Below are 25,469 nucleotides of genomic sequence, written 5' to 3'. Positions count from 1 at the left end.
TTGCACCTGATTCCCTCTTCACCACTATCTACGAATGCAGAAAGTGGCACCAAAACAGTAGACAAAGGTAGGATAAATTTCAAAACTAATCCTAATTAATATGAATTAATTTAGAAGAATAATTCGCATCAGGTACAGGCAGGATAAAAAGCGGGTCATTTTACCGGGTTTCCGTTTGTCAGCTTAAACTTAACAACCATCCTTTCCGGAAGGACAATTAACTCCCCGGTCTTCGGATTTCTTGACTTGCGTTCCTTCATGGTTTTTACCTGGAATGACCCGAAACCTTGTATGGTGATATTGTTTCCTCCGGACAATACCTCTATAATAGTTTCCAGTACCGGGCTTAAGCTGTCGGCTATGTATTTCTGGGATACCCCGGCTTTCTTCGCGGCCAAGCTTACCAGTTTATCTATTTCCGATTTCTTCTTTGCCATAACATTCATTAAAATAAGCGTGCCTTCCTATTCCTGCGAACCAGAAGGCACCGGTCTAACAATATTCATGTCTTATCATTTACACCCAAAATCTGCCGGATTTTCTCCCCATAAATCATTTTTCCAATGTAATATTTTAATCTTATCCACTTCCGTAGAAAACACTTTCAAAAAGACTTCGGCTTTCCCCAATTCCGTATTTTTCTTCCCTGATGCCGTTTTTTTGTTGTTAAGCCAGGTTATAGCCGTAAAGCTGTCTGTATAAATAACCCTGGGATGGTAATTATTTTCAATGATATATTTTACAGCCGCAACCACCCCCAGGAACTCGCCGATATTCACCGTTTGGTTGCCTAAATCCTCCAGGAAAATTTGCCCTGTCCACAGAGCTTCTACAAGGGGTATTTATACTCCGGGACAACCTTGTTTTCCCTGTATATGCAAGGACATGGCAAGATTTATTGTAACTATTTTATTTCCAACACATTTAATCCGGTTGATCACAAGCTGGCGACTATATATACCAGAACCATATTTTGAACAGGGAAGAAGCCCAGGAAATAGCCGATGCTATCATGGAGCTCTGGTTAAAACAACTTGCCAGAAAAAAGAAAAGCTAAAATAAAAATATATATCGTATTTATGCGTTTTGCAAAAACTACGAAGAACAGCTTTTACTATTATAAAGAAGGTAAACGATTCGATTCCGGCAATGCTTCAGAATATTCGGAATACGAAATGCCGGCAGCCACTTGTCAACCATGATTCCCTTGTATAAAACAAAGACTTCCAGATAAATACCTATCGAGCATAGGGTAAGAATGGTATATGCTAAGGGAGTGAGTAGCGGAGTAGAAATGTCTATGTAAGTAGTTCATAAACAGTAAGCGGTCGCACAACATTGGCTAAGCCGGCATAGCCTGCTTGTCTATGTGTCTTATTCATAAATATGAATTGAAATAGTCACGGTTTAACCCCGAATAATCTATGATAAGCCTTAATAACTATTTCTTATAATCAGTATCTACAGCTATTTTATAGATTCTGAAAAACAGCACTCAAGGACTTCTATCTCTCTGAAAGGCACTTTACAATTATTGTGATTAGACATATTAACTTTTACTGTCAAAAAACTCTCTCATGTAATTTAACATAAATGATAGATTTATGTAATGAAATTATAACAATAAATAAGTTTTTTTGCGATAAAATTATAAAAATATACTATAGATGTAAAACAGGAAAAACGCTCTTAATAGAATCAGTTAATCGTTTTTATATTTTACAGTTTTGAACCTATAGGTGATGAGATCTTTTTGTCTAAAGATTGAAATATATATTAAAATAACATAGCTCTATGAATAAGCATCTCGCAGAGTTTAAATCTCAATTAACTACTATACTGGACACGAAAGATATTCCAATTGGTCTTTTTTCAGGAAAGATGGGACTGTGTATTTATTTCTATCATTTGGGGAAAATAGAAAACAACGAACGATATACTAAAATTGCAGAAAAATTGATTGATGAAACATTTGAACAAATTACTACGGTTAGTACTATTGACATAGAAAGTGGTTTGTCAGGAATAGCCATCGGTATAAATTATTTAATAAAAAACGGATATGTAGAGGGGGATGAAAATGTGATTTTGAAAGAAATAGACGATGAAATCTTCAAACAAGTCAGTTTTCAAGAATCGGATAATAATATATCTATCCTCATCCAAATATTATTTTATATTTATATAAGAAAACAATCCTTACAAAAAGAACAAGAGTATCTTTTCAATGAACTTACGATACAGATAATTAATACTCTTCATACAAAAATAGAATATATATTAAAGGATAATACCATCGGCTTCAATATAAATACAGATTTACCATTATTCCTTTTCGCGTTAAGTAAGATTTACCAGCTTAATATATACAGCTATAAAATCATAAAGATTATCCAGGAAATAACACCTTTCCTTTTATCTAAGTTTGGATTTCTTAATTCAAAAAAACTTCATTTATTATGGGGTATTAGCAAGATAAATGCCTGTATCAAAGACAAGCATCTTGCCGAATATTGTATTTTATTGACTAAACAAATCAATATTGATGATTTGCTCAATGAGTTTCGAAACAAAAATATGTTTGTAAAAGATGGAATTTCAGGAATATGTCTACTAATGCTATCGTTAGATAAAAATGAAAAGCAAAATCTGAACTTAAATACATTTTATATTAAAGCATTAGAAAAGATCGAAAAATCGTTGATTTGGGAATCATTATCCAACACTGAATATCTGAAAAGACATATCGGACTGAATGGATATTGTGGAGTAAATATGATCATGCATATAATAAGAGATTCGATATGAAAATAGATATGAAAGACACAACATTTATTATAGTTGTAAGACTAGATTCTATTGATCGCTTAGAGAATATACAAGCTGTCACATCCCAGTTATGTAAATATTTCGAGACGAATATTATTATTGTAGAAGTTACGGATTACTATAATGGGATTTTGAAATCGTTGTTACCGGGAAAGGTAATATATAAATTTATCGAAGATAAAGACAACGTATTTCATCGCACATTCTATTTTAATCAGTTAACAAATGAAATTGATACACCCATTATGGCATTATGGGATACAGATGTAGTTATTGATAAAAAAGCTATTGTGGAAGCAACTAACTATATACGTACAAATAATGCAGATATCGCTTATCCATATAATGGCATATTCCTGGAAACTTCAGATATTTTACGCAAATATTATCTAAAGACAAAAGATATCAGGGTTCTATACAGAAACAAGAACAAACTAGACCTTTTATACCATCAACCGATGGTCGGTGGCGCAGTAATTGTTAATAGAGAAAAATATATAGAGGCAGGGATGGAAAATGAAAGGCATTATGGCTGGGGAAATGATGATTTTGACCGTTACTACCGCTTTGCTGGATTAGGATACAGAATATATCGGGTTAATACTCCGTTGTTCCACTTATCACATTCCAGAGGGGACAATAGCAAATTCAGGTCTTCTCTATTTAGCCAGATATCGTCAGCTGCCCGTTTCAACTTTGAAAATTCATCCATGCAGGAAATTAAAGAAAATCTAACAATACACTCCTAAATAGCATAACTATTATTATGAAATTATTTCTAAACAATAAAGAAAAAAATATTTTATCCTCTTTTTTAGATTATCTGGATGTAAAGCATACAAAGGAATATACCAATAAACTATATAACGAACACCCCCATAAGTATAATCTATTTGGGTTATCAAGGATGTTATCTAGCTATAACATTGAGAATACAGGCGTTAAAGTTCAAAATAAACAGGCAGCAATAAGAGAGTTGGAAACCCCATTTATAGCCCATATAGGTTCTGATTTTGTCGTTGTCTATAAAATAACAATTGACAGGGTTTATTATATCTGGAATAAGAAAGATTTGAGTATCACTATTGACGAGTTTTGCGAGATATGGTCTGGAATTATATTATATGCCGAATCCGATGAGAATTCCGTTGAACCTGAATATAAATCGAACTACAAAACACAAATCTTCAAACAGCTTCAAAAAAAAGGATTATGGACAGCCATATTTTTTGTTTTAGCTATTGCTTTTATTCGCAATAACTTAGGTAAGGGAATTGAATATTATTTATTAACGACAGTTAATATAGCTGGTATTTATATCAGTTACTTATTGGTTTTAAAACAAATACATATACATAGCGAGTATGGAGATAAAATATGCTCATTGTTTAGCCAGAGTGATTGTAATAATATTTTGGAATCCGATGCGGCTAAGCTGGGTGGTGTAGTTGGTTGGAGCGAAATAGGATTAGGCTATTTTATTGGAAATATAGTTATTACAGCTTATTTTCCCAATCTAATACCATATATGGTTTTGATAAACATCTTAGCTCTTCCGTATTCATTTTGGAGCATCTGGTATCAAAAATTTAAAGCAAAACAATGGTGCCCGTTATGTCTGATTGTCCAATGTTTACTCGGGATTACATTTTTCCTTAATCTAGGATTTGGATTAATTCAGTTCCCTGAAATAAGTATTTCAGATACCTTATTAACAATTTTACTGTATCTGATACCCATATTGTTAATAAATACGCTAATCCCTAATTTAGGGCAAAACAAGAAAATGGAGCAAATAACGCAAGAATTAAACAGTATAAAAACTGACGAGAATGTATTCTCTGCAATTTTAAAAAAACAACCTTTCTATGAGGTGGATAAAAGTACATCCTCAATCTTATGGGGAAATACAGGGGCAGACATTCTTGTAACTATCCTTACCAATCCTCATTGCAATCCTTGTGCCAAAATGCATAAACGAATAGAAAAAATGTTGGATGAGTCAAGTAATCTGTGTATCCAGTATATATTTTCTTCGTTTGGAGAAGAATTAAATATTAGTAATAAATTTCTTTCTGCTATTTATTTTGAAAAAGAAATTAAAGAGAGGCGCAAAATTTATAGGAGATGGTTTGAAGAGAAGAACCTTAAAAATGAAGAAATTTTTGAAATATATAATGTGAATAAAGAAAGTGATATTGTAAGAAAAGAGTTTCAAAAGCATGAGAACTGGAAAAAGGCAACAGGGATCCGTCCTGCTACGCCGACAATCTTAGTCAATGGATATAAATTGCCGGATAATTATAAAATTGAAGATTTAAAATATTTTACAACATTAGATTTATAAATCTATTCCTTGTAGTTAAGTTGCGGGACTACAGGCTGCAAGCTGATCACTTGTTAATAAGAATCTGCAATATCACTTAAAATTTACTTTTATGAAGAAATTAAGTAAACTAAAGCTTCAAGGTGCTTCAGAATTGAAAGAGTATGAAATGAAAATGATTTTTGGAGGAGAATACTCTTCATCTGGTGGACGTAATTGCAATAGTAGCTGTTCTGATGATTGTGGTAGCAATATGAGGTGTGTAAACGAAACTCCTAATGCCCATAAAGCTACCTGCAAATGTAAGTTGAAGGACTGATATCAGAATCTAAAAAACACTGATCTGAATTCAATAAGCGAGAGTAATCTGGAAGGATTACTCTCATATAAAATATTAATAATATGATAAAAAGATTTTTCCACTTTTTGTTCAGCATTCTAATTTCAACTTCTTTGTTTAGCCAGACAAACAGATCTTTTCATGTGAAAGGATTTACTAATCCCTATTATGAAGGGAAAATGGTTGTACTTAGTTTATACAACGAAAAAAACAATGTCGTTTCTGAAGATTCTACGCGGATAGCAAATGGAAAATTTAGCTTCGAAGGCAAGGAATACAAAAATGGGGTTTCTTATATTGGAATTGCCGATCATTATTATAACAAAGTCATAGCCTTAATTCCGGAAACGGGAATAATCGAAATAGATGTCGACTCTGTAGATCATCATTTAGAAGGCACTCCTATCAATAATAAACTTCAGATGTATAGAGATTCCACACACGCTTATTATGATGATTATTTTAAGTATGACCGGATTCCGCAAAAGTCATCTATAGATAGTTTGATACAATTGAATAACTATATTTCTTATAACAGTTTTATAGGAAATATGATTATAGACAATATTGATAATCCATTAGGTGAATACATACTTTCAGGACATGCAACATCTTGTCCGGACAGTATTTTTGAGAAAATAATAACTAATATAGGAGATAGAAAGACGAACAAATCCATAACAAAGATCATTAAAACCAGAGAGAATTATAAATCACGGGAACTCCTTGTCGGGACTCAATATAAAGACTTTTCAGCATTCGATACCAATGGTATACCTGTTACGCTTGGCGATTTTGTTGGTCGATCGGATTTTTTATATTTGGATTTTTGGGCATCGTGGTGCGGCCCCTGTATAGATGATATTCCTGTCTTAAATAAAATATATGATAAATATAAAACTAAAGGTCTGGAAATTATAGGGATTTCTCTGGATAAAGAGAAAAAGAATTGGATTAATGCGATCAAAAAGCACCAAATTAACAATTGGCTGCATTGTGCAGGTTTAGATGATGCCTGGATTTCCGAAATAAGAAATAAATATAAATTTGATGGTATTCCTTATGGAATATTAATAGATAAGCATGGTGTAATTTTAAGTGTAAACATTGATAGTGAAGATTTGGATGAGTTGTTGGACAAGATTATAAATAGCAGTAACGGGAAATACTTAGGTTATTAAATGATATTTTAGCTATGAGTTTTAGGTGATTAGATATCATCTTCAATAAAACTAGATACAATTAAAAATAAGACAGTTATGTGTTGTTCCATTCTCAATCTATCTTATTATTGATAATTGGGGAAAATTGTATATTGGACTTCTGGTGAGATCAACACTTCAAAACTATTTTATAATAAATAATACTTTTTTATGTTACAAATATTCCCTTCTTCCCGTCAATTAGATGCTATGGATTGTGGTCCGACTTGCCTTCGAATGATCTCGAAGTATTACGGACGTAGCTTTTCGGTTCATTATCTGCGGGAAAAGAGCTTTATTACTCGAGAAGGCGTTTCCATGCTTGGTATCAGTGATGCCGCCGAATCAATCGGCTTCCGCACGAGTGGAATTAAAATAAGCTTTGATCAACTTGTAGCGGAAAAACCTCTACCTTGCATTCTACATTGGAATCAGAATCATTTTGTCGTCTGTTACAGTATCAAAAAGAAACGCAATGGTCATTATGAGATTAAGATTTCTGATCCAGCCGGAGAAAAATATACAATGAACAAGACTGAATTCCTCAAATGCTGGATTAGTTCCTGTTCAGGTGGGGAAGATACTGGCACAGCCCTGTTATTAGATCCGACCCCTGATTTCTACATACAGGATAACAGATTGGATGGATCAAATAAAAGTATCCACTATTTTCTTGGCTATCTCCGTCCTTACAGATCACAGGTCATACAGCTTATTATGGGACTATTAGTCGGGAGTGTACTTTCACTTATCCTGCCATTTCTTACCCAGGCTGCCGTGGATCAGGGGATAGGATATAGCAATCTGAATTTTGTTACACTTGTATTAATATCCCAATTAATCCTTTTTATTACTCAGATAGCAGTTGAATTTATCCGCAACTGGATTACGCTCCATGTCAACAGTCGTATCAGCATATCACTTATTTCAGACTTTCTCTCTAAATTAATGAAGTTACCACTCCGTTTCTTCGATACAAAGAACGTGGGAGATATCATGCAGCGTATCGGGGATAATGACCGTATCAAATCCTTCCTTACGGGTTCTACCCTGACCACCCTGTTTTCGTTTGTCAACTTTATCATATTTACCTTTATCCTTACTTACTATAACCTTACCATATTAGCTATATTTGTTTTAGGCAATGCTTTATATATCCTATGGATACTTTTATTCTTGAGGTATCGCCGGAAACTGGATATGGCACGTTTTTCACAAGCCTCTGCCGAACAAAGCAATCTGGTACAAATAGTAACAGGTATGCAGGAAATCAAGCTTAATAATTGCGAAAAGCAACAACGCTGGAAATGGGAACGTATACAAGTAAAACTCTTCAATATAAGCATTAAAGGACTTGCATTGGGACAATATCAGCAAATGGGATCGGTCTTTTTCAGCCAGACAACCTCACTTTTTGTCTCATTCATTGCCGCCCGCTCTGTTATCGAGGGAGAGATGACATTGGGCATGATGATGTCCGTCAGTTACATTATTGGCCAGTTATCCGGCCCAATCGGACAAGTAATAGGCTTTGTGCAGGCGGCACAGGATGCCAAGATAAGCCTCGAACGTCTAAATGAGATTCACAATAAAGAAGATGAAGAACAAACCATCGGATCGAAAATAAACGAATTGCCTGCACGTAAGTCACTCTATATAGAGGATTTGTATTTCAGCTACGACGGCGCAGACCGGGATTATGTCTTAAACGGAATAAACCTTATTATACCCGAAGATAAGATAACAGCCATTGTTGGAGCCAGCGGAAGCGGCAAGACCACTTTGATAAAACTACTTTTGGCTTTTTATCAGCCTAATAAAGGAAAGATAAAGGTAGAGGATATTCCAATCGATGATATAAATCCTCATTTGTGGAGACATAAATCGGGAGCCGTAATGCAAGATGGCTTCATTTTCTCCGATACCATAGCTAATAATATAGCTGTAGGAGAAGATATCCTAGATAAGAAAAAATTATTACGCGCAGTAAAGATCGCTAATATTAAGGAATTTATAGAATCATTGCCTCTTAAATATGATACTAAAATAGGAATGGAAGGAAACGGTATTAGTCAAGGTCAACGTCAGCGACTTTTGATCGCCCGGGCTGTGTATAAAAACCCTGATTTTCTTTTTTTCGATGAAGCAACTAATGCATTGGATGCCAACAATGAAAGGATTATACTAGATAACCTGAATAGTTTTTATAAAGGAAAGACTGTTGTTATCGTAGCCCATCGCCTCAGTACAGTGCAAAGCGCAGACAACATTGTGGTCATGGACAATGGCAAGATCATAGAAGAAGGAACACATAAGGAACTGACTGATAAAAGAGGAGTCTATTATACACTGGTAAAAAATCAACTGGAATTAGGTATATAACAAAGGCAGAATGAATAAAGAGTTTCAAAGAAATATAAAAGATATCAATAAAATAAAGAATATATCAGAATCCGATAGTTCAGATAAATCTATTGGTTTTACATTGATCGAAACGTCAATAAGTAATACCGATATAGAGCTTCGTAGCGAAGAATTCCAGGAAGTACTGGGTAGTATCCCCTCATGGATATTACGGAGAGGCATTACTCTCATTGCTCTTATTGTATTAGTTATTTTAATAGGAAGTTCCATTTTCAAATATCCTGATATAATAGCTACCACCATGACTCTTACAGGGACTACTCCTGCCTCTGCATTAATTACAAGAACCTCTGGAAAAATACAGGAGTTGAACATACAGGACAGACAAGAAGTGAAAACTGGGGATTATCTGGCTGTTATAGAAAATCCAGCAAACACAGAAGATATACAAGTCCTCAAACAATATATAGAATTATTGAACCAAAATATAGATACTCTAATAACCCTCCCACCCAAAGATCTTAAATTAGGGGCAATACAGTCTCTGTATTCCAGTTTCTATATAAGGCTTTTCGATTACTATGAATTCAAACGCCTGCAATACTATACACAAAAGATTGATTTTATGAAAGAAAAAATCAGTCAATATCAAAACTACCATAAAACCATTGCAGGACAAAGAGCTATAGTGAAAGAGCAGTTCCAACTGGGTAGAAATCAATACCAAAGGGACTCGGTACTGAATAAAAAAGGGGTCATCTCTTCCGAAGAGCTTGAAACAACCCGTAACCAATACCTGCAAGGCTATCTTTCACTGGAAAATATACATTCCACTATCCAAAATACCGAAATGCAGATAACCGGAATGCAGGAAAGCCTGCTTGATACCGAATACCAGTATCAGGATAAAAAGAATCAACTGGAGACACAGCTTAAAACCTATATAGCGCAACTCCTGTCCGAGATACAAGCATGGGAGTTGAATTATGCCCTTGTCACCCCAATAGACGGTCGTGTGACATTTACTAGCTATTGGGTAAAAAACCAAAATGTAACAACAGGGGAAACTGTTTTTACAGTTATACCAAAAGATAATCTGGAAATTATCGGTAAGGCCCAGATGCCGTTAACCCGTTCAGGCAAAGTAAAGCCGGGACAAAAGGTAAATATCCGTTTCTCTAATTTTCCTGACAATGAATACGGTATCATAAAAGGCACAGTAAAGAGTATATCACTGGTTCCAACAAAAAACACACTAGGAGAAACCTATTATACAGTAGAAATTGAACTACCAGATGGATTAAAGACAACCTACGAGAAAGAATTACCTTACCTTCCTGAAATGCAAGCGCAAGCAGATATTGTAACCGAAGATATTTCCTTACTAGAACGCTTTTTTATGCCTTTGAGAAAAATTTGGACAGAAGGAATGGACAACTAACGAATGAATATGAACAACACTAAAATCGTAATATTATGCAAGCTATTATCTTAGCCGCCGGAATGGGGACTCGTTTGAAAGAATTAACTCGGAATAATACAAAATGCATGATTGATATTTCGGGAAAAAAACTCATTGATTATACTATCGATTGCCTCTTAAAACATAATATTCGTAAAATCATTATTGTAACAGGATATTGTGATGATAATTTGGAAAACCATCTGACAATTCAATATCCGACAATACCTATTTCTTTTGTAAATAATCCATTATATAGTCAGACCAATAATATCTATTCGTTGTTTTTGGCTAAAGAATACCTCAATGAAGATGATACTATTTTGTTAGAATCAGATTTAATATTTGAAGAAAAAATAATTAGTAGATTACTTTCAGATCCATATCCTAATCTATCAGTAGTAGCTCCATATCAGTACTGGATGAGTGGAACTATGGTAGAACTGGATAAAGAAAGGAGGATAACATCTTTTATCCTGAAATCAGCCTTTGAACAAACCAATACATCCCAATATTACAAAACGGTGAATATCCATAAATTCAGCAAGAAATTTTCCCGAAACAGATATATTCCTTTTCTGGAAGCTTATACAAAAGCATTCGGAAATAGCCAATATTATGAGGAAGTTCTGGGTATATTAACTCAAATAGAAAAGACTGAACTAAAAGGATTGCCCTTAGAAAATGAGAAATGGTATGAAATAGATGATGTTCAAGACTATCAAGTTGCACAGACACTATTTTCTGCTGAAAAAAATATACTGAATAATTATAAAGAACACTACGGGGGCTATTGGCGCTTCCCTGATATGATAGATTTCTGCTATCTGGTTAATCCATTTTTTCCGACTAAGCAGATCTTAGAGGAGATAAAACAATTTTCTATAACCTTATTGACCTCATACCCTTCAGGAAGCCAGGTTAACAATCGATTAGCCGCAAATTTTTTTAATATAAGTCCTGATTGCATTGTTCTGGCCAATGGCGCATCCGAGCTGATAAAAGCCCTAATGAATATATTACGGGGCAAGACAGGAATTATCTATCCAACATTCGAGGAATATCCCAACTGTTTGGAAGAGCAAGCAAAAGTTTGCTACACCGTAAACTCCGATAATTTTAGTTATGGCTCAAAAGATATAAAAGAATATTTTGAAGACAAGGATATATCATCTCTTCTATTAATAAATCCGGATAATCCGAGTGGGAATATGATAGAGAAGAAGCAGGTTTTAGATCTCCTCTTATGGGCTGGAGAACGTAATATTTTTATGCTATTAGACGAATCATTTATCGATTTCTCAGGTAATGGTCAAGAAGATACTTTACTTGATAATAAGATAATCCAAGATAATCCACATCTGGCTATTATAAAAAGTGTATCGAAATCATACGGAGTTCCTGGTATTCGTTTAGGAATACTGGCTACCTCAAACAAGGATATAATTGACCAAGTAAATAAGCAACTACCCATCTGGAATATTAATTCATACGGAGAATTTTTTATGCAAATTATAGATAGGTATCGAAATGATTATAAGCAGGCCTGTATCCGGTTTATGGAGGAAAGGGAATATATATACAGTGAATTATGTAAAATTACTTATTTGAGAGTTATCCCCTCTAAAGCCAATTATTTTTTATGTGAGGTTACCTCACAATATTCGTCAAAAGAGCTAACCCGAAAACTATTATTGGAATATAATATTTTTATAAAAGACTGCTCCGATAAAAAAGGCATAAAAAACAAAGAATATGTTCGAGTTGCCATTAAAGACAGATTTAATAATAATAAATTATTAACGGCATTAAAAATGTTAAGAAATGAGAACAAATAACTACTTAAAATACCCGCAATTCCCAGATGAAAGAGAGGCAGGGGGAACTCCTCTAAAACAATTAAATATTGTCTTATTCAGACTGCTTAGAATATTTAATTTTATTTGTGAGAAATACAACATTGATTATTGGTTAGATTATGGGACTTTGTTGGGAGCAATACGTCATCAGGGTTTTATTCCATGGGATTATGATATAGATATAGGTATGCTCAGAGAAGACTATAATCTATTTATAGAGAAAGGTGTAAAAGACTTACCTTTTGATATATTTTTTCAAAACCGAGACTCAGATCCTAATATAGGTGAATGGGGCTTTATTGTTGAAGGCCGCTTACGCGATCGGTTCAGTAATAATATTGGCGCCCAAAAGTCCAAAAGTAGTTCAACAAACTGGCATAATGGTATTCAACTTGATATTTTTGTTTATGATTATGATTCAAAAAATGGCTGGTTTTCTAATGGATTTGAGAGAATTCTCAGCCAGTCCAGAATCTATTTAAAACTTGAGGAAATAGAATATTTGGATACGGCCAGCTTTGAAGGGCATGAATTTCCAATCCCGATCGGTTATGATTCTTATTTGAAACGTTGTTATGGTGATTATATGAAGTTGCCCAGCATCGAAGAGCAAGAGAAACTTCCTGATATTGATATTTTTAATTCTTGTGATCATCCGGAAAGCCTGATTTGGAAAGAATTTCACCCAACTAAAATTAAGACTTCCGAATAGATAGAGCAGAGGATTCTGAATCAAAACTTAATTGTATATTGGAACTATTTAATAGTGAAGAAGCCTGGGAAGATAGCCGACGCTATCATGAAACTCCGGTTAAAACAACTCGCCAGAAAAAAGAAAAGCTAAAAAACAGATCCGGTATTTACCAAACACTACCGGCATTCATTTGATAATTCTTGCAAATATTACTTCAACACAATACCCTTTCGGGTATTTATTAAATAAAATCCTTATATTTGTACCCGAAAAGGTATCAAATATGAATAATTTACCATTGAACGAATATGTGAAGACTAAACGCAAGGCGCTTGGATTTTCACGGGAAGAGTTCGCACAGAAAGCAGGTGTAGGGCTTCGCTTCCTGCGTGAACTGGAACAGGGGAAAGAAACCCTGAAAATGGATAAAGTGAACCAGGTATTAAAACTGTTCGGGATGCAGCTCGGCGCTGTGCCGATGGACAGGACTAATTTGATAGAGTAATGAAGCAAGCCGGGATTTATATGCACAATGCTGTTGCCGAAAATTCTTTGGTAAATGAATTTTTCTTTTAACCAGTTATCTGAAGGCGGTATTGAGTCGGCTGGGATAAAATGCATGGGTTCTTGATATCTCCAGGGACTATTTCTTTCAATCCCTCCCTATCTTTCCGGCCACTGGCAATATCCGTACCTTGAGAGTTGATTCCGGCAGAGAATTGTCCAATCTTCAATTTGCTTACTGTTTTATTTTTTATATTTCACTCTTTTATTAGTATTGGCCATATACATTCCGCATCTTTGTCCATTAAATATTATCGGATAATATGAAATTACTGGTTCTTCGTATCTTTTTGCTGGCTTAAATTTTATCGCATATAACATTTCTTTCACTATAGTTCTTAAAGAATCATTATCAATTTTCGGAATAGTTTTTACACAGACAGGAATACCATTTTCATCTATAATTAAAGTGGCAATTACTTTTTCATATGTATTATTCAAAAGAATTTCACATAATTTACAGATTATTGAATCATTTGATTCTTTTAATATTGGCGCTCGCGACCACCTTGTTATTAATAAATCATTATTTATACATCTAAAATAATCTTCGCATTTAACACTGTCCATCGTTTGCCCTTTTAAAAAATAAAGAAGACAAGATTAATAGACTACCTGAAATAAATAATATTTTCTTTACCATCTTCGATGGAATTTTATAAATGAAATTATCCCACTCCCTTATGAAATGGCTTTCCCATCAAGCAAGACATTTATTTTTCATTTCTTTTTAAATTGCTTTTTCTTCTGTTCCACTTTTTGCATATAGTCTTTCCAGTCGGATTCGTTACGCCAAATCCATTTGTTTTCTTTTAACCAGTTGTCTGAAGGCGGTATTGAGTCGGCTGGGGTAAAATGCATGGGTTCTTGATATCTCCAGGGACTATTTGTTTTATAATAGTCATCATCTGCCTTTGATATGATTCTAAAATAAATTCTTTGTATCGTATTTTTGTCTACAACCTTGTATCTTATCTCAGATATGGCTAGTGCCTTTAATAGAGCCGGTTTGTCATATGAATGTACGATAATAGTATCATTTTGGATGGTATATACCCCCCAATCAACTCCCCATCGGATTTGTTTGTTTCCAGACCAATTTAACACAGATTCAGACATATTTTTTTTGATTTCTTCTATGGGGATTCCACTTTTAAATCCGAAATATACCCAAGTTCCATCTTCAAAAAATGTAATTGCTCCATATCGTAATTCTGACGAAATAGGATAATATCCATCAATATTAATCAATGACCTAATGCCTGCGGTTCCCCCTTCAATCTTTATTGTTGAACTCTTTATAACTTCCTTTTGTGAGAAACAAGAAGATAAAGCCAATATACAAATGAATAATACAATATATTTCATAAATATTTAATTAATTATAATAGTTATCGTTCCCATAAAGATAAAGGATTATTATATCCGGAATAGAAATATCCGCCAGTCCTGAAATCATCATAATTTAGAAAATAAGGAGCATTGCCTAGCCATGTATATTTATGTATCAGGTTTTGTGTCAGATTTTGAACCATCGGATGACTAAATCCTATACGGGTTACCTGACGGCCATTTTTACTCCTATATCCGAACCAGGCAGGTGCAAAATGTACACGCCCGTTTATCCAAGCTCCATTTTTATTTTTTCCAAGAAGTGGAGCTTCTCTTTCTAAATCTTTACCTTCTCCATCTTGCTTCCCCCAATTAGTATACAGATATGTACCTATCGAATACCTACCGATATTGAGTTCAACGGCATTTGTACGCCAACGATCTTCTTTATCACCAAGCGCATCATTAGAAAAAGTGAAAGAATGATGGTTGAAATAGCCAGTAATAGAACCTACTTTCTGTGCTCCATATTTCTGCCCTTCAATCTCCGATACCCCATAATATGTTCTTCCATAGCCACCGCCCCAGCCATCAACAGTTGCGGCAGCGTTCCATCCCCAATGATTATTTCCAACCCCAATGCCCGCCCCGATACTGAAGTCTCCATCGGTATAGCTTGCTCCGATATTCATACCTCCTGTCAAGCCGCTTGTACCAAAACCAAGTCCCGGGGATACGGATAATCCGAAGTGGTTGTTGATAGGAATAGTCATCGGTGGCGCAAGTTGATTATATGCTGTACTGAAAGCCATAGATCCCGCGAAGTTCCATGTAGAGCCTGTAATGTGTCCGGAAGCCAAACCGGCGGTATTGTATCCAAGCCAACCCGAAAGAGCACCCATACCACCGGATGCGAATGCTTTCGCTCCCCAATCACCTGTATAAATTCCATATCCAACATAACCGGTAACAAATCCTATTCCGGCAATAAGCAAATCATCTAGTCCAAACCATTCCCCACTCGGGTCCGTATATTTCAGCGGATTATTCAAACAGTAACTATACCGGTTGTAATTCTGGCTAAATTCCGGAAACTGGACATACGGGTCCGGACTCAGGAATCGTCCGAGTACAGGATCGTACATACGCCCGTTCATATCGATCAATCCGAACTCTTTCAGGTGCTCATGTCCGGTGTAGCCGCGATGAAAAACAAAGGCAGAGCCTACCGTGCGGTTACCCCAGGCATCGTAACTCGCATTAAAGATTCCCGAGCCGTTACCGTCGGTGATCTTAATTATACTTCCCAGATGGTCGGTATGCACATAATAAATCCTATCCGTCTGTCCCGGTTGCTTTACATAGACAGCAGCCAATCCGTCGCCGCCGCTTATGTAATACATTTGCATAGTTACCCCGTTTTCGGTAACCGCTTCATAGTCCCCTGCAAAAACAATTGTTTTCTGCAAAACGTTATTCTTTTTCAGTTCGGTTTTCCAGCGTTGTTGGTCAGGACCATATGTGAAATTCAGCAGGAGATTGTCCGCTCCGACCTTCTCACTGATGCTTGCCGCTTTGTTGAATGCCGTATAGGTTATAGCCTGGGTTTCGGATGATGACAGATTGCCCGTATTTTCAACAGATGTAACGGCATGCGGCTTAGTTCCGTAACCATAAATGCCCAGCCCTGTCTTGGAGCTTATGTTCCCGTTTGCCAGATAAGTCATTTTCATTGAGGATACAGCTCCCTGCTTCACCGAGGTAAGCCTGTCCATTTTATCGTAAACAAATGTTTCGGCAGCCGGCAGCATACCGCTACGGGATGTCAGGTTGCCGGTAGCCCCGTCAAATACATAATTCATATCACGTAACACAAACGTTCCTCTATAGGTATCATAGACAGTTCTCAGGTTGGTGAGTAGTCCCTGCGCATTTCGCGTCCGGGTAGCGGTAAGCGTTCCGCCCAGTTGCGTAGTAGTTACCAGGCCCGTCGTTCCTGTCAATTCCCAAATAACCTGTGTACCGGCCAACACTTTTACCAGGTTCCCGTATGCATCATATTGCTTGTTTACCTGTAACCCGTCCGGATAAGTCGTTGCACCCAATTGTCCCTGTGCATTGTAGACGTAGGTATAATCGAGCGTTCCGCTGTTGCCCTCTACCTGCCATTTTTCTGTTAGGATACGCCCGTAGCTGTCATGGGTATAGGCTATATAATTATTGCCGGTCTGCACTTTGGTCAATTGGAGCAGTTCATTACCTGATGTACCATAAGTGTAGGTGGTGGCGACACCGTCGATAGTTGTTGTTATCAGGTGTCCTAAAGCATTATAAGCGTTGGTTGTTACCTTTCCTTTTCCCTCAACCTGTTTTGTCAACCTTCCGGCAGCATCATAAGTGTATGAAATTGTCCCGGCATCCGGGTCAGTTAAAGTAGCCTTATTTCCTACAATGTCATACGTCATGGAGAAAGTGGCGCCATCTGCTACTATATTTTTCGGTTTACCCGACGAATAGTAAGTATAGGCAAGGGATGATGCCGGAGTATAAGCTGCGGTCGTTCCCTGGTCAATAACGGTTTTGATATTACCCCAGGCATCGGAAGTTTTGGTATAGGTACTCCCGTTGGCAACAGTCGTAACCTTTCGGTTGCCGTAAGTATAAGAGGCATTCTGTCCTGTGCTGTTGCTTGACGAAGCTATTCTTCCCTGCGTATCGTAAGTATAGCTCTCGGTAGTAGTGAGGTTTCCTGTTTGTGACTGCACCTGTGAAACCTGCCCTTTCGGGTTATAGGATGTAGTTTTCTTTATACTCATGTTTTTCTCCCCGTAGGATTCCACCAGTACTTCACGCCCTTTATCATCATACCATGTCTTTACCCAGGGCTGTCCTGTTCCTTGGGTAAGGGCATAATAACACTTGGACTGGAAAATGTCCCAACCCCATTGATTTGTTATTTTAGTTCCATCGGGAAAAACAGTGGAGGTTCTGTTTCCCCAATTATTGTATGTATGTGTAGTAGTAAGCACATTGGTTGAAAGCGTTTCATCTTTTTCAGTCAGTACATTGCCCCAGGTATCATAGGTGTAACTGCTTACTGAAGACGCGGGGGTAGTATACGTTTTAGTTAAGAACCGGTAGGTTGCATCATATATATTATTCACCGTAACCGATGTTATTCCTGAACCGCTTTCTTTCGAAGTCAGCATATTACCGGTATTATCATAGGTGTAATCGGCAGTTAATTGCAAGGCAGCGCCTTGATTCTCGATAACATTCGTCCGGTATCCTTTAGTGGTATTGTATGTAATGGCTGTCTTTTGCGTAAAGGCGGCATCATCATCAGTATGTTTTTGGGTTGAAGTAATCAATTGGGGTTTATAGCTTCCACCTGCCAGTATGTAACTGCCGTATTGCACGGTCTTATACATATTGTTGCCGAAGTCTGCTTTTTCCTCTTCCTGATAACCATAAATGGTATTAAATATAAAGGTTGTGGTAACGGTATTTCCCTCCAGGTCTTTATCCGTTTTGGTCGAAGGATAGGCGAAATATTTTTTAGAGCCTTTGTCCACAACCGTCAGTGTCGCATTTGTTTCGGCGGTCTTATCCCCTACCGTTGTTTTGGAGTATGTCTCGGAAGGTATATAGAAGCTTGTATTCCATGTCCTGACACCCGATTCGGTGACTATGCCAAGTGTGATATTATCCACTTTCTGAGAGGTAAGCCCCAATATTCCCTTTCCTTGCAAATGTACTTTCAGTCCGCTGTATTGGTAATTAGTCGTCACATCTCCGGCAGCGCCGTTACTGACAGATACCGATTTAACCGCATGGAATGGAACCATGTAATCGGCCACAGGGTAAACACTTCCCGTTCCTTTGGTATAAATTCCTCCATTGGCAAATGAGGCGTAGCTAATCGTAGTCCTGCCGCCATAACTGTCCGTAATCGTGCCTACTTTTCCTGCATCCGCGGAGAAATTACTGTTCCTGTATAACCGCCATACAGGATCGCTGTTCGCATTTGTGCTGTTGTAACAATCGTAGCCATAGTTCATCAGTTCTACTTGCCCGTCTCCGTTAAAATCACCTGTTAAATAACGATAGGATAGCCCGTCATCTGTCTTGCTTGACGTAGCCGACTTAACTTGTGTAAGTGTAGTTCCGTCCGAACGCATCCAGTAAGTATAGGTTTTGCTCAATAGCGAGTACATTGCCTTGGTAATAAGCACATCGTCTTTTCCATCGGAATCAAAATCAAATACCATGCATTCAAATTTGTCATCGTCGCTACTGGTGGAACTTTGATCGTAAGCATAAATCGAACAAGCTACCGATCTGGAGAATGTGCCATCACCGTTATTGAGGGCAAAATACCAATTAGTATCATTTGTGTCATTTGTTATATAATCCATTAGTCCATCGCCGTTAAAATCTCCGGAACGTATCATCGTCCAGTAACCTGCGCCGAAATTACTTCCCGTTGTTTTTTTACTGTCGGTAAATGTGGATGTGCTTATTCCGCTACCTTGGTTCCAGAAAATAGTATATCCGCCACTGTAGAATATCATCATATCATCCAGTCCGTCTCCATTAAAGTCCGAGACAAACATCTTTTCAGGGTTAGTGGGTAAAGTAAGTTCGAAAGTGGCTTTATATAATGTGGTTCCGGAATCCCATCCTACTATTGCTCCCGAATATTTATTATTATAGTGGCCCTTTTCCATATATATGACATCCCCTTTCCCATCCTTATTGAAATCACCTGTTGCATTGAGTGGCATTTCAGTGCTATACTTCAGGGTAAAGACAAATCTGCCGGATATAGAACCATAATAAGTAAAAGAGAAATCTGCCCGTGTGCCATCATTCGTTAAATTTGGTATGAATAATTCATTTACGCCATTACCATCGAAGTCGACAGCAGAAAATCCGCCTTTTTGCTGACTCCAGTATCCCATATTAAAACTGCTGCCGATAGAGAAATTCTCACCGGTCATAAACTGTACATTTCCGGAGGAGTTGAGTGAAGCATAATATATATATGCGTGTGTATCATTAGTAAATGGAGTATTAACAGAAGCTATCCCTACTATATCCGTCAGCCCGTCCCCATTGAGATCTCCGGAAGTGAACCGTTGTTCTTCAAAATTAGCCGTGGGATAACTTGAAGCGGCATTTACTGTAGGTTGACTAACTGATCCGGAAAAAGAAGGCAGATATATCCAGTTTAATGTAATAGGTATTAAGGCTTCTCCCACCGCATTTTTTACAGTTACGCCTGTCAGGCGTGAGTATTTGGTTGCCGTGCCATCATTGGTGTTATTATACATTAAATCATAGTTGCGGTAAGTATTACTGCCGGTTTTGGTCGTGATTGTTTTCAACCGGTAGTTCATCTGTCCTTTTATATTGCCTTCAAGGAAAAAAGGAGTAACATCACTACGGGATTCGTAACTGAAAGTAATCGTATTGGATAAGCCTGTGGATGAATTTTTATTCGTCCCGTAAATAATCGTATTAGGGCGCATGAAGTTATCCGTATTGGAATAGGTGTATGACATTGTATTACCCAAAGGGTCTTCCGCATAATCCAAATACCATGAATATATCCGTGGCGAACTACCGGAGGTATAGCTTAGCCTACCGGATGTGGTATTGCCATAATAATATTTCATACCATCGGGTGCCTGTACTTCAAGCCATAGATTAGCTGTGGAGGTATTGTATGTACCATGAACGATCACTTTTGTAAAAGGGTCGGATTCCGGATAAAATACAGTTCCTTCCAATCCGGCCGTTCCGGATGAATAGTAAATCAACCGCTTCCCATCAAGGTAGAATGCATCATCGGTCATATAGGTAAGTGGTTTAGCCATACCGTCGTGATAAATATTTTTCGGCCCGCGGGTAATTACCGACAAACCGGATATATTACATCCCCATCCGGCGATACCATTACCTGACTGGCTGTTATAAACGATAGAGAGGTTTGGCTGCATACCGCCTACTCCCAGCGGAACTTCAATAGGGATTGAAAACGTAGCTCCACCAGTAGGCGATACGCCAAACGTTCCATTGATGCCACCTACAGCCTCGGATTTGTAACTTGATGTATCCGGCACATCGGGATAATTAAATTCATTTGCTTGCCCATACAGTATTGTTAGGCTTGACAAAGTTGACAGTATGACGAGTAATATCTTTTTCATAATAAATTACTATCAAATTTTGCTTAATTTTTAATTATTTTCCACGAGGAAATTTTCCCATCAAGGCTAATTTGCATGATGTATACGCCGTTGGCTTTAGAACTGATATCTATACTTTCCCGGTCAGAACTGATAGCATTCCTTGTTATAACCTGTCCATTTATATTATAGATAGTTATATTTCCTTTCTGTCTATTGGCGGCATCAGGGATTTCTATTGTCAACTGTCCTTTTGTCGGGTTGGGATATATCTTAACTTCGACAATGTCATCCTCCAAAACAGAAGGTTTTATATCCGCTATGCCGGATTTTAAGTTTGCTTGCTGTGTATTAAGGGTGATTGTCCTTGTTATCCTGTTTCCCGCAACATCATAACTATAATAATTTGAATTGGATGCCGGCATATTACCCTGAAGGGAAATAGTCAATTTCCCCGGTACATCCGGCACACAACAGCTACAGTCCAGATAAGTAGGATTTGCAAAAATAGTTGAAAATATATCCTGTCCCAGCATACTGGAATGTACAGGAGCAACACCGATATTGTAATTACCCGGAGGAAGCAACATTTCGTGGGAAGTCCGGACTACTTCTATATATTCTGTCGGTATTATTATAATACCTGCTATAGTGGTTGTGGATGGCCCTTCATAACTGACGTCTATCTTCAACCTCGTAGGGCGAGTCAAAGGTAAGTAATACAAAACAGCACAGCCAAAAGTAGATTTACTCCAAACCCTGGTCTCTTCAAACGTAAAAACCTCGGGGATCGGACTCTGAAAACTAAAAAAGCTGTTTATTGTTCCCTGCCCGGAGGTTATTACTAACCCTGTTTGGGCTGAAATGGAATTGATAATAAGCCAGAATATGACAAAAGATAATATCTTGATGGTTTTCATAATATTGGGGATTTAATTTATCCTATGTATGTATAGATAATGTTTATTTTTGTCGAAAAAAATGTAGAGATATCCTTTCTTTATTATTTATCTTTAGGTCTGATATATCCTACCGGGTTATGCGATTTTAGTTCGGCCCGTCGTTTTATTAACACATCTCCGGAGCGGTGAGTGTTAAGTTTCCCGCAGATAGATATTAGAAAGGATAATGTTCTTGTCTTCATTGGACTGGGCGCTAGTTTTTTTTACATTTAAATGTTAAAATTAATTGTTTTTATATAACCAATATATTATCCGGATATGTTTGACAACATAGAAAACGGAAGAAGAAAATATACAGCCATTGTATCTCTATACTTTTGTAAATTAATTGTTCCCATGGTTCAAAAAAGCTATACCCTTTTGGGCCTTATAACTCTTCACTGTAATATCTAATTCTTTTGGCTTTAAGAAAAGTTCTCCGGTTAAATCATTTAGTTATTAGAAATTTCCTCAATTAGCATAAGGTAATTATTTCCCCCAATGCCTTTCGAAGTTTATATATGATAATTTAAAAATGCAGCTAATTTTTTAGTGTCCCATCAATATAATTTTTCCACTTAAAATGCAGGGAAAAAACTTATTTATTTTAAAACCTAAATCTTTCGGGTAACATCGCTCATTAAACGTCGAATCCTTTTCTATCCTATTCTTTACCGTATAAAACGGTAAAAAATGGCCAGACAACTTATAGCCCGCGGGCAGGTAAATATACAAACCCTGAATGACGCCTACACAATCAACCAGTCGGTAAGCAGTTGCGTGTTCGCAGCGGCAAGCAAAGGTACGGTATTAAATGCGGTAAGCATCATGTCGACAATCAAAGTAATGAAGGGGGATACGGACTTCACAGCATTTACTATCGGCTCAATAAGCAAGCCTGTGGGATTCTCCGCAGTTACCGTAAACAATGCAGACAAGACTATAACCTATACGGTTGCGGCCTATACAGCCAACCTTCCTGATAACGGTACCATTACCATACCCCTTACCAATATGTCTGTTCAGGATTTACACCTGATTCCCTTTTCATCACTTTTCCTTCATTATGGAATTGTGGCACCAAAATCCGGATACAAAGGTATTAACATTTTTTAATATCAATACTCATAATTTTATTTTTACATTAAATAGCATATAAGTAATTTTTATTCCGTAAGTATGAATCACGATCTTCTCAGTCCCTGCTGCTTTTTAACCGTAATATCCCTATTGAAAAATTTTATAATTAAACACACATTGACAGATACCAAAACTTTGTAGTAATAAAATTCGTTATTACTTTTACCACCCAATAATAAAAATAGTTAGGGGAAAATAAATATATCATGTTTCAGATAGAAGTAAAAGACGTATATAAGTCATTCAAAGATGTACATGCCGTAAAAGGTATTTCTTTTGCAATACATCCCGGAGAATTTGTTGCTTTACTTGGGCCTAACGGAGCCGGAAAAACAACAATGGTTGAAATGATGGAAGGATTAAAAAAACCGGATTCGGGAGAAATTTTGCTGCAGGGTAAAAATTGGCAAAAAAATGAAAAAGAACTTCGGTCAATTATTGGTCTGTCATTACAAGAAACACGTTTTTCCGATAAGCTGACTGTCTTTGAAACCTTACGCCTGTTTGCCAGTTTTTTCCGGCTTGGCGAAGAACGAGCGAATGAGATTATCGAATTGACCGGACTGGATAGTAAACGAAAGTCGATGGTAGGAACACTTTCAGGAGGACAACGGCAACGGCTTGCTTTGGGTGTAGCATTATTAAATACTCCACAAATTCTTTTTCTGGATGAACCTACTACCGGACTCGATCCCAATTCACGGCTCGACCTTTGGAATATTCTGAAGGAATTAAAAGACAGCAGGGAAACCACTCTCATCCTGACAACCCATTATATGGAAGAAGCGGAATCGCTTTGCGACCATATCATAATTATTGATGAAGGGGAAATATTAAAGGAAGGGAAACTGGAAGAATTGCTAGACGAGAATTCCCGAAATCTCGACGAATTATTTATCAGTCTCACAGGGAAAGCTCTTCGTGAGAATGGAAATGTCATGCTGTAATAAATACTTGTACACTTTCAATTATTTCAATAATGGAACCAATCAAAAACAATCAATTATATCAACTCTTCAAGACCCAATTCCTGCTGACGATCCGTGAACCGGAAGTCCTTTTTTGGGGCATGATTTTCCCGGTGCTTATCTCTATTGGGTTGGGCCTGGCTTTTACACAGCAAACAGAATCAAAATTTAATGTTGTTCTTGTTGAGAAAAATAAGACAGAATTAGATTCACTTCTCAACATTTATGCTACAAATGCGCAGAGCAAAGGAGAAAATATCCAAAATTGGAAAGTCAGTAACAAAACACTGGGTAATACTGTATTTAAGTTTTTAGAAAGCGACTGGAATTCAGCTATCATATCACTAAAGAGAGGTGAAGCAGATGTGATTGTTACGGATTCGTTGGGTAAAGCCGTTTATCATTTCGATCCGCTCAATACTCAGTCTCAATTAGCATATATGAAACTTTCGGCATTGGTGAAATCACCCGATTCAAGTATGAATGCTGAGAATACGGATATAGAACCATTAACATTGATGGGTGTTCGTTATATCGACTTCCTGATTCCGGGACTGATTGCTTTCGGGTTGATGAGTTCTATCATGTGGGGCATTAGCTATACAGTTATAGAACGGAGATCTCAGAAATTATTAAGGCGCATGGTTGCGACCCCGATGAAAAAATCGAATTTTTTGTTTGCATTGATGTTTGTCCGTATTCTCATGAATGTAGTTGAATCTCTGATCCTGTTGTTTTTTTCCTGGTTAATATTCGATATCCATATTCAGGGTAATATCGGAGCGTTGATTGTTTTATTTCTGGCAGGAAATCTTGCTTTTACCGGAATCGCTATCCTGGTTGCATCCCGCACTACTAAAACGGAGGTCGGCACCGGATGGATCAATGCTGTACAAATGCCTATGATGTTGTTATCAGGTATTTTCTTTAGTTACCATAATTTCCCCGAATGGAGTATAGGAGCCATTAAGTTACTCCCTCTGACAGCACTTACCGATGGAATCCGGAGCATTTTTAATGAAGGAGCCGGATGGATGGAAGTGATTTATCCGACTTGTATATTATCTGCTCTCGGACTTATCTGTTTCGCTATAGGTATGAAACTATTTAAATGGAATTGAATCTACGATTCTCATCATTCATTTTTTTGTAGTCTATACTAAGCTGAATTACTATTTTGTAAAGGTTGAGTACAGATACCTACAATATGATATTTATTGTTAGTATTAAGATGGTGAAATAATTATAATAATA

General features: G+C 36.9%; 21 protein-coding genes. 14 read left to right on the top strand and 7 right to left on the bottom strand.

Features of this window, described 5'->3' with window-relative positions; genetic code table 11:
* Nucleotides 1-155: 155 nt before the first annotated feature.
* Both ACFO6W_RS15655 and ACFO6W_RS15650 read right to left on the bottom strand, forming a co-directional pair.
* Nucleotides 156-437, bottom strand: coding sequence for an HU family DNA-binding protein (locus tag ACFO6W_RS15655; RefSeq protein ID WP_379998078.1), 282 nt, complete (start codon nt 435-437; stop codon nt 156-158).
* Nucleotides 438-512: 75 nt separating this feature from the next.
* A complete protein-coding gene (locus tag ACFO6W_RS15650; RefSeq protein WP_379998076.1) occupies nt 513-779 on the bottom strand; it encodes a ribonuclease H family protein in 267 nt (88 codons plus the stop codon).
* 300 nt (nt 780-1,079) lie between these two features.
* Between ACFO6W_RS15650 and ACFO6W_RS15645 the strand changes: the two genes are divergently transcribed.
* The 11 genes from ACFO6W_RS15645 (at nt 1,080) to ACFO6W_RS15595 (ending at nt 13,581) form a co-directional block, all read left to right on the top strand.
* Nucleotides 1,080-1,202 carry a hypothetical protein gene (locus ACFO6W_RS15645; RefSeq protein ID WP_379998074.1) on the top strand — a complete coding sequence of 41 codons (123 nt, stop codon included), beginning with the start codon at nt 1,080-1,082 and terminating at the stop codon, nt 1,200-1,202.
* Between the two features lie 592 nt (nt 1,203-1,794).
* On the top strand, nt 1,795-2,808 hold the full coding sequence (locus tag ACFO6W_RS15640) for a lanthionine synthetase LanC family protein (protein ID WP_379998072.1): 1,014 nt from the start codon (nt 1,795-1,797) through the stop codon (nt 2,806-2,808).
* Nucleotides 2,805-3,578 (top strand): galactosyltransferase-related protein, encoded by a 774-nt coding sequence (locus ACFO6W_RS15635; RefSeq protein WP_379998070.1) that lies wholly within the window; start codon nt 2,805-2,807, stop codon nt 3,576-3,578. The genes ACFO6W_RS15640 and ACFO6W_RS15635 overlap by 4 nt, the downstream gene beginning before the upstream one ends.
* 17 nt (nt 3,579-3,595) lie before the next feature.
* Complete coding sequence (locus ACFO6W_RS15630) at nt 3,596-5,176, top strand: vitamin K epoxide reductase family protein (RefSeq protein WP_379998068.1); 1,581 nt, start codon at nt 3,596-3,598, stop codon at nt 5,174-5,176.
* Nucleotides 5,177-5,267: 91 nt separating this feature from the next.
* Complete coding sequence (locus tag ACFO6W_RS15625) at nt 5,268-5,474, top strand: TIGR04149 family rSAM-modified RiPP (protein ID WP_379998066.1); 207 nt, start codon at nt 5,268-5,270, stop codon at nt 5,472-5,474.
* Between the two features lie 83 nt (nt 5,475-5,557).
* Entirely contained in the window at nt 5,558-6,676 is a 1,119-nt protein-coding gene (locus ACFO6W_RS15620; RefSeq protein WP_379998064.1) for a thioredoxin-like domain-containing protein, read from the top strand.
* 192 nt (nt 6,677-6,868) lie between these two features.
* On the top strand, nt 6,869-9,079 hold the full coding sequence (locus ACFO6W_RS15615) for a peptidase domain-containing ABC transporter (RefSeq protein WP_379998062.1): 2,211 nt from the start codon (nt 6,869-6,871) through the stop codon (nt 9,077-9,079).
* Nucleotides 9,080-9,089: 10 nt separating this feature from the next.
* Complete coding sequence (locus ACFO6W_RS15610; protein ID WP_379998060.1) at nt 9,090-10,502, top strand: HlyD family secretion protein; 1,413 nt, start codon at nt 9,090-9,092, stop codon at nt 10,500-10,502.
* Between the two features lie 35 nt (nt 10,503-10,537).
* Nucleotides 10,538-12,361, top strand: coding sequence for an aminotransferase class I/II-fold pyridoxal phosphate-dependent enzyme (locus ACFO6W_RS15605; RefSeq protein ID WP_379998058.1), 1,824 nt, complete (start codon nt 10,538-10,540; stop codon nt 12,359-12,361).
* On the top strand, nt 12,348-13,094 hold the full coding sequence (locus tag ACFO6W_RS15600) for a LicD family protein (RefSeq protein ID WP_379998056.1): 747 nt from the start codon (nt 12,348-12,350) through the stop codon (nt 13,092-13,094). Before ACFO6W_RS15605 ends, ACFO6W_RS15600 begins: the two co-directional genes overlap by 14 nt.
* A 265-nt stretch (nt 13,095-13,359) precedes the next feature.
* Nucleotides 13,360-13,581 carry a helix-turn-helix domain-containing protein gene (locus tag ACFO6W_RS15595; RefSeq protein ID WP_379998054.1) on the top strand — a complete coding sequence of 74 codons (222 nt, stop codon included), beginning with the start codon at nt 13,360-13,362 and terminating at the stop codon, nt 13,579-13,581.
* A 67-nt stretch (nt 13,582-13,648) separates the two neighbouring features.
* Here ACFO6W_RS15595 and ACFO6W_RS15590 read toward each other — a convergent pair whose 3' ends face one another.
* The 5 genes from ACFO6W_RS15590 to ACFO6W_RS15570 all read right to left on the bottom strand — a co-directional run bounded on the left by ACFO6W_RS15590 (nt 13,649) and on the right by ACFO6W_RS15570 (nt 22,086).
* A complete protein-coding gene (locus ACFO6W_RS15590) occupies nt 13,649-13,810 on the bottom strand; it encodes a hypothetical protein (protein ID WP_379998052.1) in 162 nt (53 codons plus the stop codon).
* 13 nt (nt 13,811-13,823) lie between these two features.
* Complete coding sequence (locus tag ACFO6W_RS15585; RefSeq protein ID WP_379998050.1) at nt 13,824-14,210, bottom strand: hypothetical protein; 387 nt, start codon at nt 14,208-14,210, stop codon at nt 13,824-13,826.
* 150 nt (nt 14,211-14,360) lie between these two features.
* Nucleotides 14,361-15,008, bottom strand: coding sequence for a hypothetical protein (locus tag ACFO6W_RS15580; protein WP_379998048.1), 648 nt, complete (start codon nt 15,006-15,008; stop codon nt 14,361-14,363).
* Between the two features lie 23 nt (nt 15,009-15,031).
* The gene (locus ACFO6W_RS15575; protein ID WP_379998046.1) at nt 15,032-21,187 is read right to left on the bottom strand and encodes a polymorphic toxin type 23 domain-containing protein; all 6,156 of its coding nucleotides are present in this window, start codon (nt 21,185-21,187) and stop codon (nt 15,032-15,034) included.
* Between the two features lie 23 nt (nt 21,188-21,210).
* A complete protein-coding gene (locus tag ACFO6W_RS15570; protein WP_379998044.1) occupies nt 21,211-22,086 on the bottom strand; it encodes a T9SS type A sorting domain-containing protein in 876 nt (291 codons plus the stop codon).
* Nucleotides 22,087-22,800: 714 nt separating this feature from the next.
* On the opposite strand from ACFO6W_RS15570, the gene ACFO6W_RS15565 reads away from it, so the two are divergent.
* From ACFO6W_RS15565 to ACFO6W_RS15555, 3 genes are all read left to right on the top strand, one after another.
* On the top strand, nt 22,801-23,223 hold the full coding sequence (locus ACFO6W_RS15565) for a hypothetical protein (RefSeq protein ID WP_379998042.1): 423 nt from the start codon (nt 22,801-22,803) through the stop codon (nt 23,221-23,223).
* Between the two features lie 230 nt (nt 23,224-23,453).
* Nucleotides 23,454-24,194 (top strand): ABC transporter ATP-binding protein, encoded by a 741-nt coding sequence (locus ACFO6W_RS15560; RefSeq protein WP_379998039.1) that lies wholly within the window; start codon nt 23,454-23,456, stop codon nt 24,192-24,194.
* A 32-nt stretch (nt 24,195-24,226) separates the two neighbouring features.
* Nucleotides 24,227-25,336, top strand: coding sequence for an ABC transporter permease (locus tag ACFO6W_RS15555; protein WP_379998037.1), 1,110 nt, complete (start codon nt 24,227-24,229; stop codon nt 25,334-25,336).
* Nucleotides 25,337-25,469: the final 133 nt, after the last annotated feature.

Source organism: Dysgonomonas termitidis (genome assembly GCF_042654545.1).
Taxonomy (GTDB): Bacteria; Bacteroidota; Bacteroidia; order Bacteroidales; family Dysgonomonadaceae; genus Dysgonomonas; species Dysgonomonas termitidis.
The sequence above is the reverse complement of the archived record's forward strand: the minus strand, read 5'-3'. Positions and strand labels throughout refer to the sequence as shown.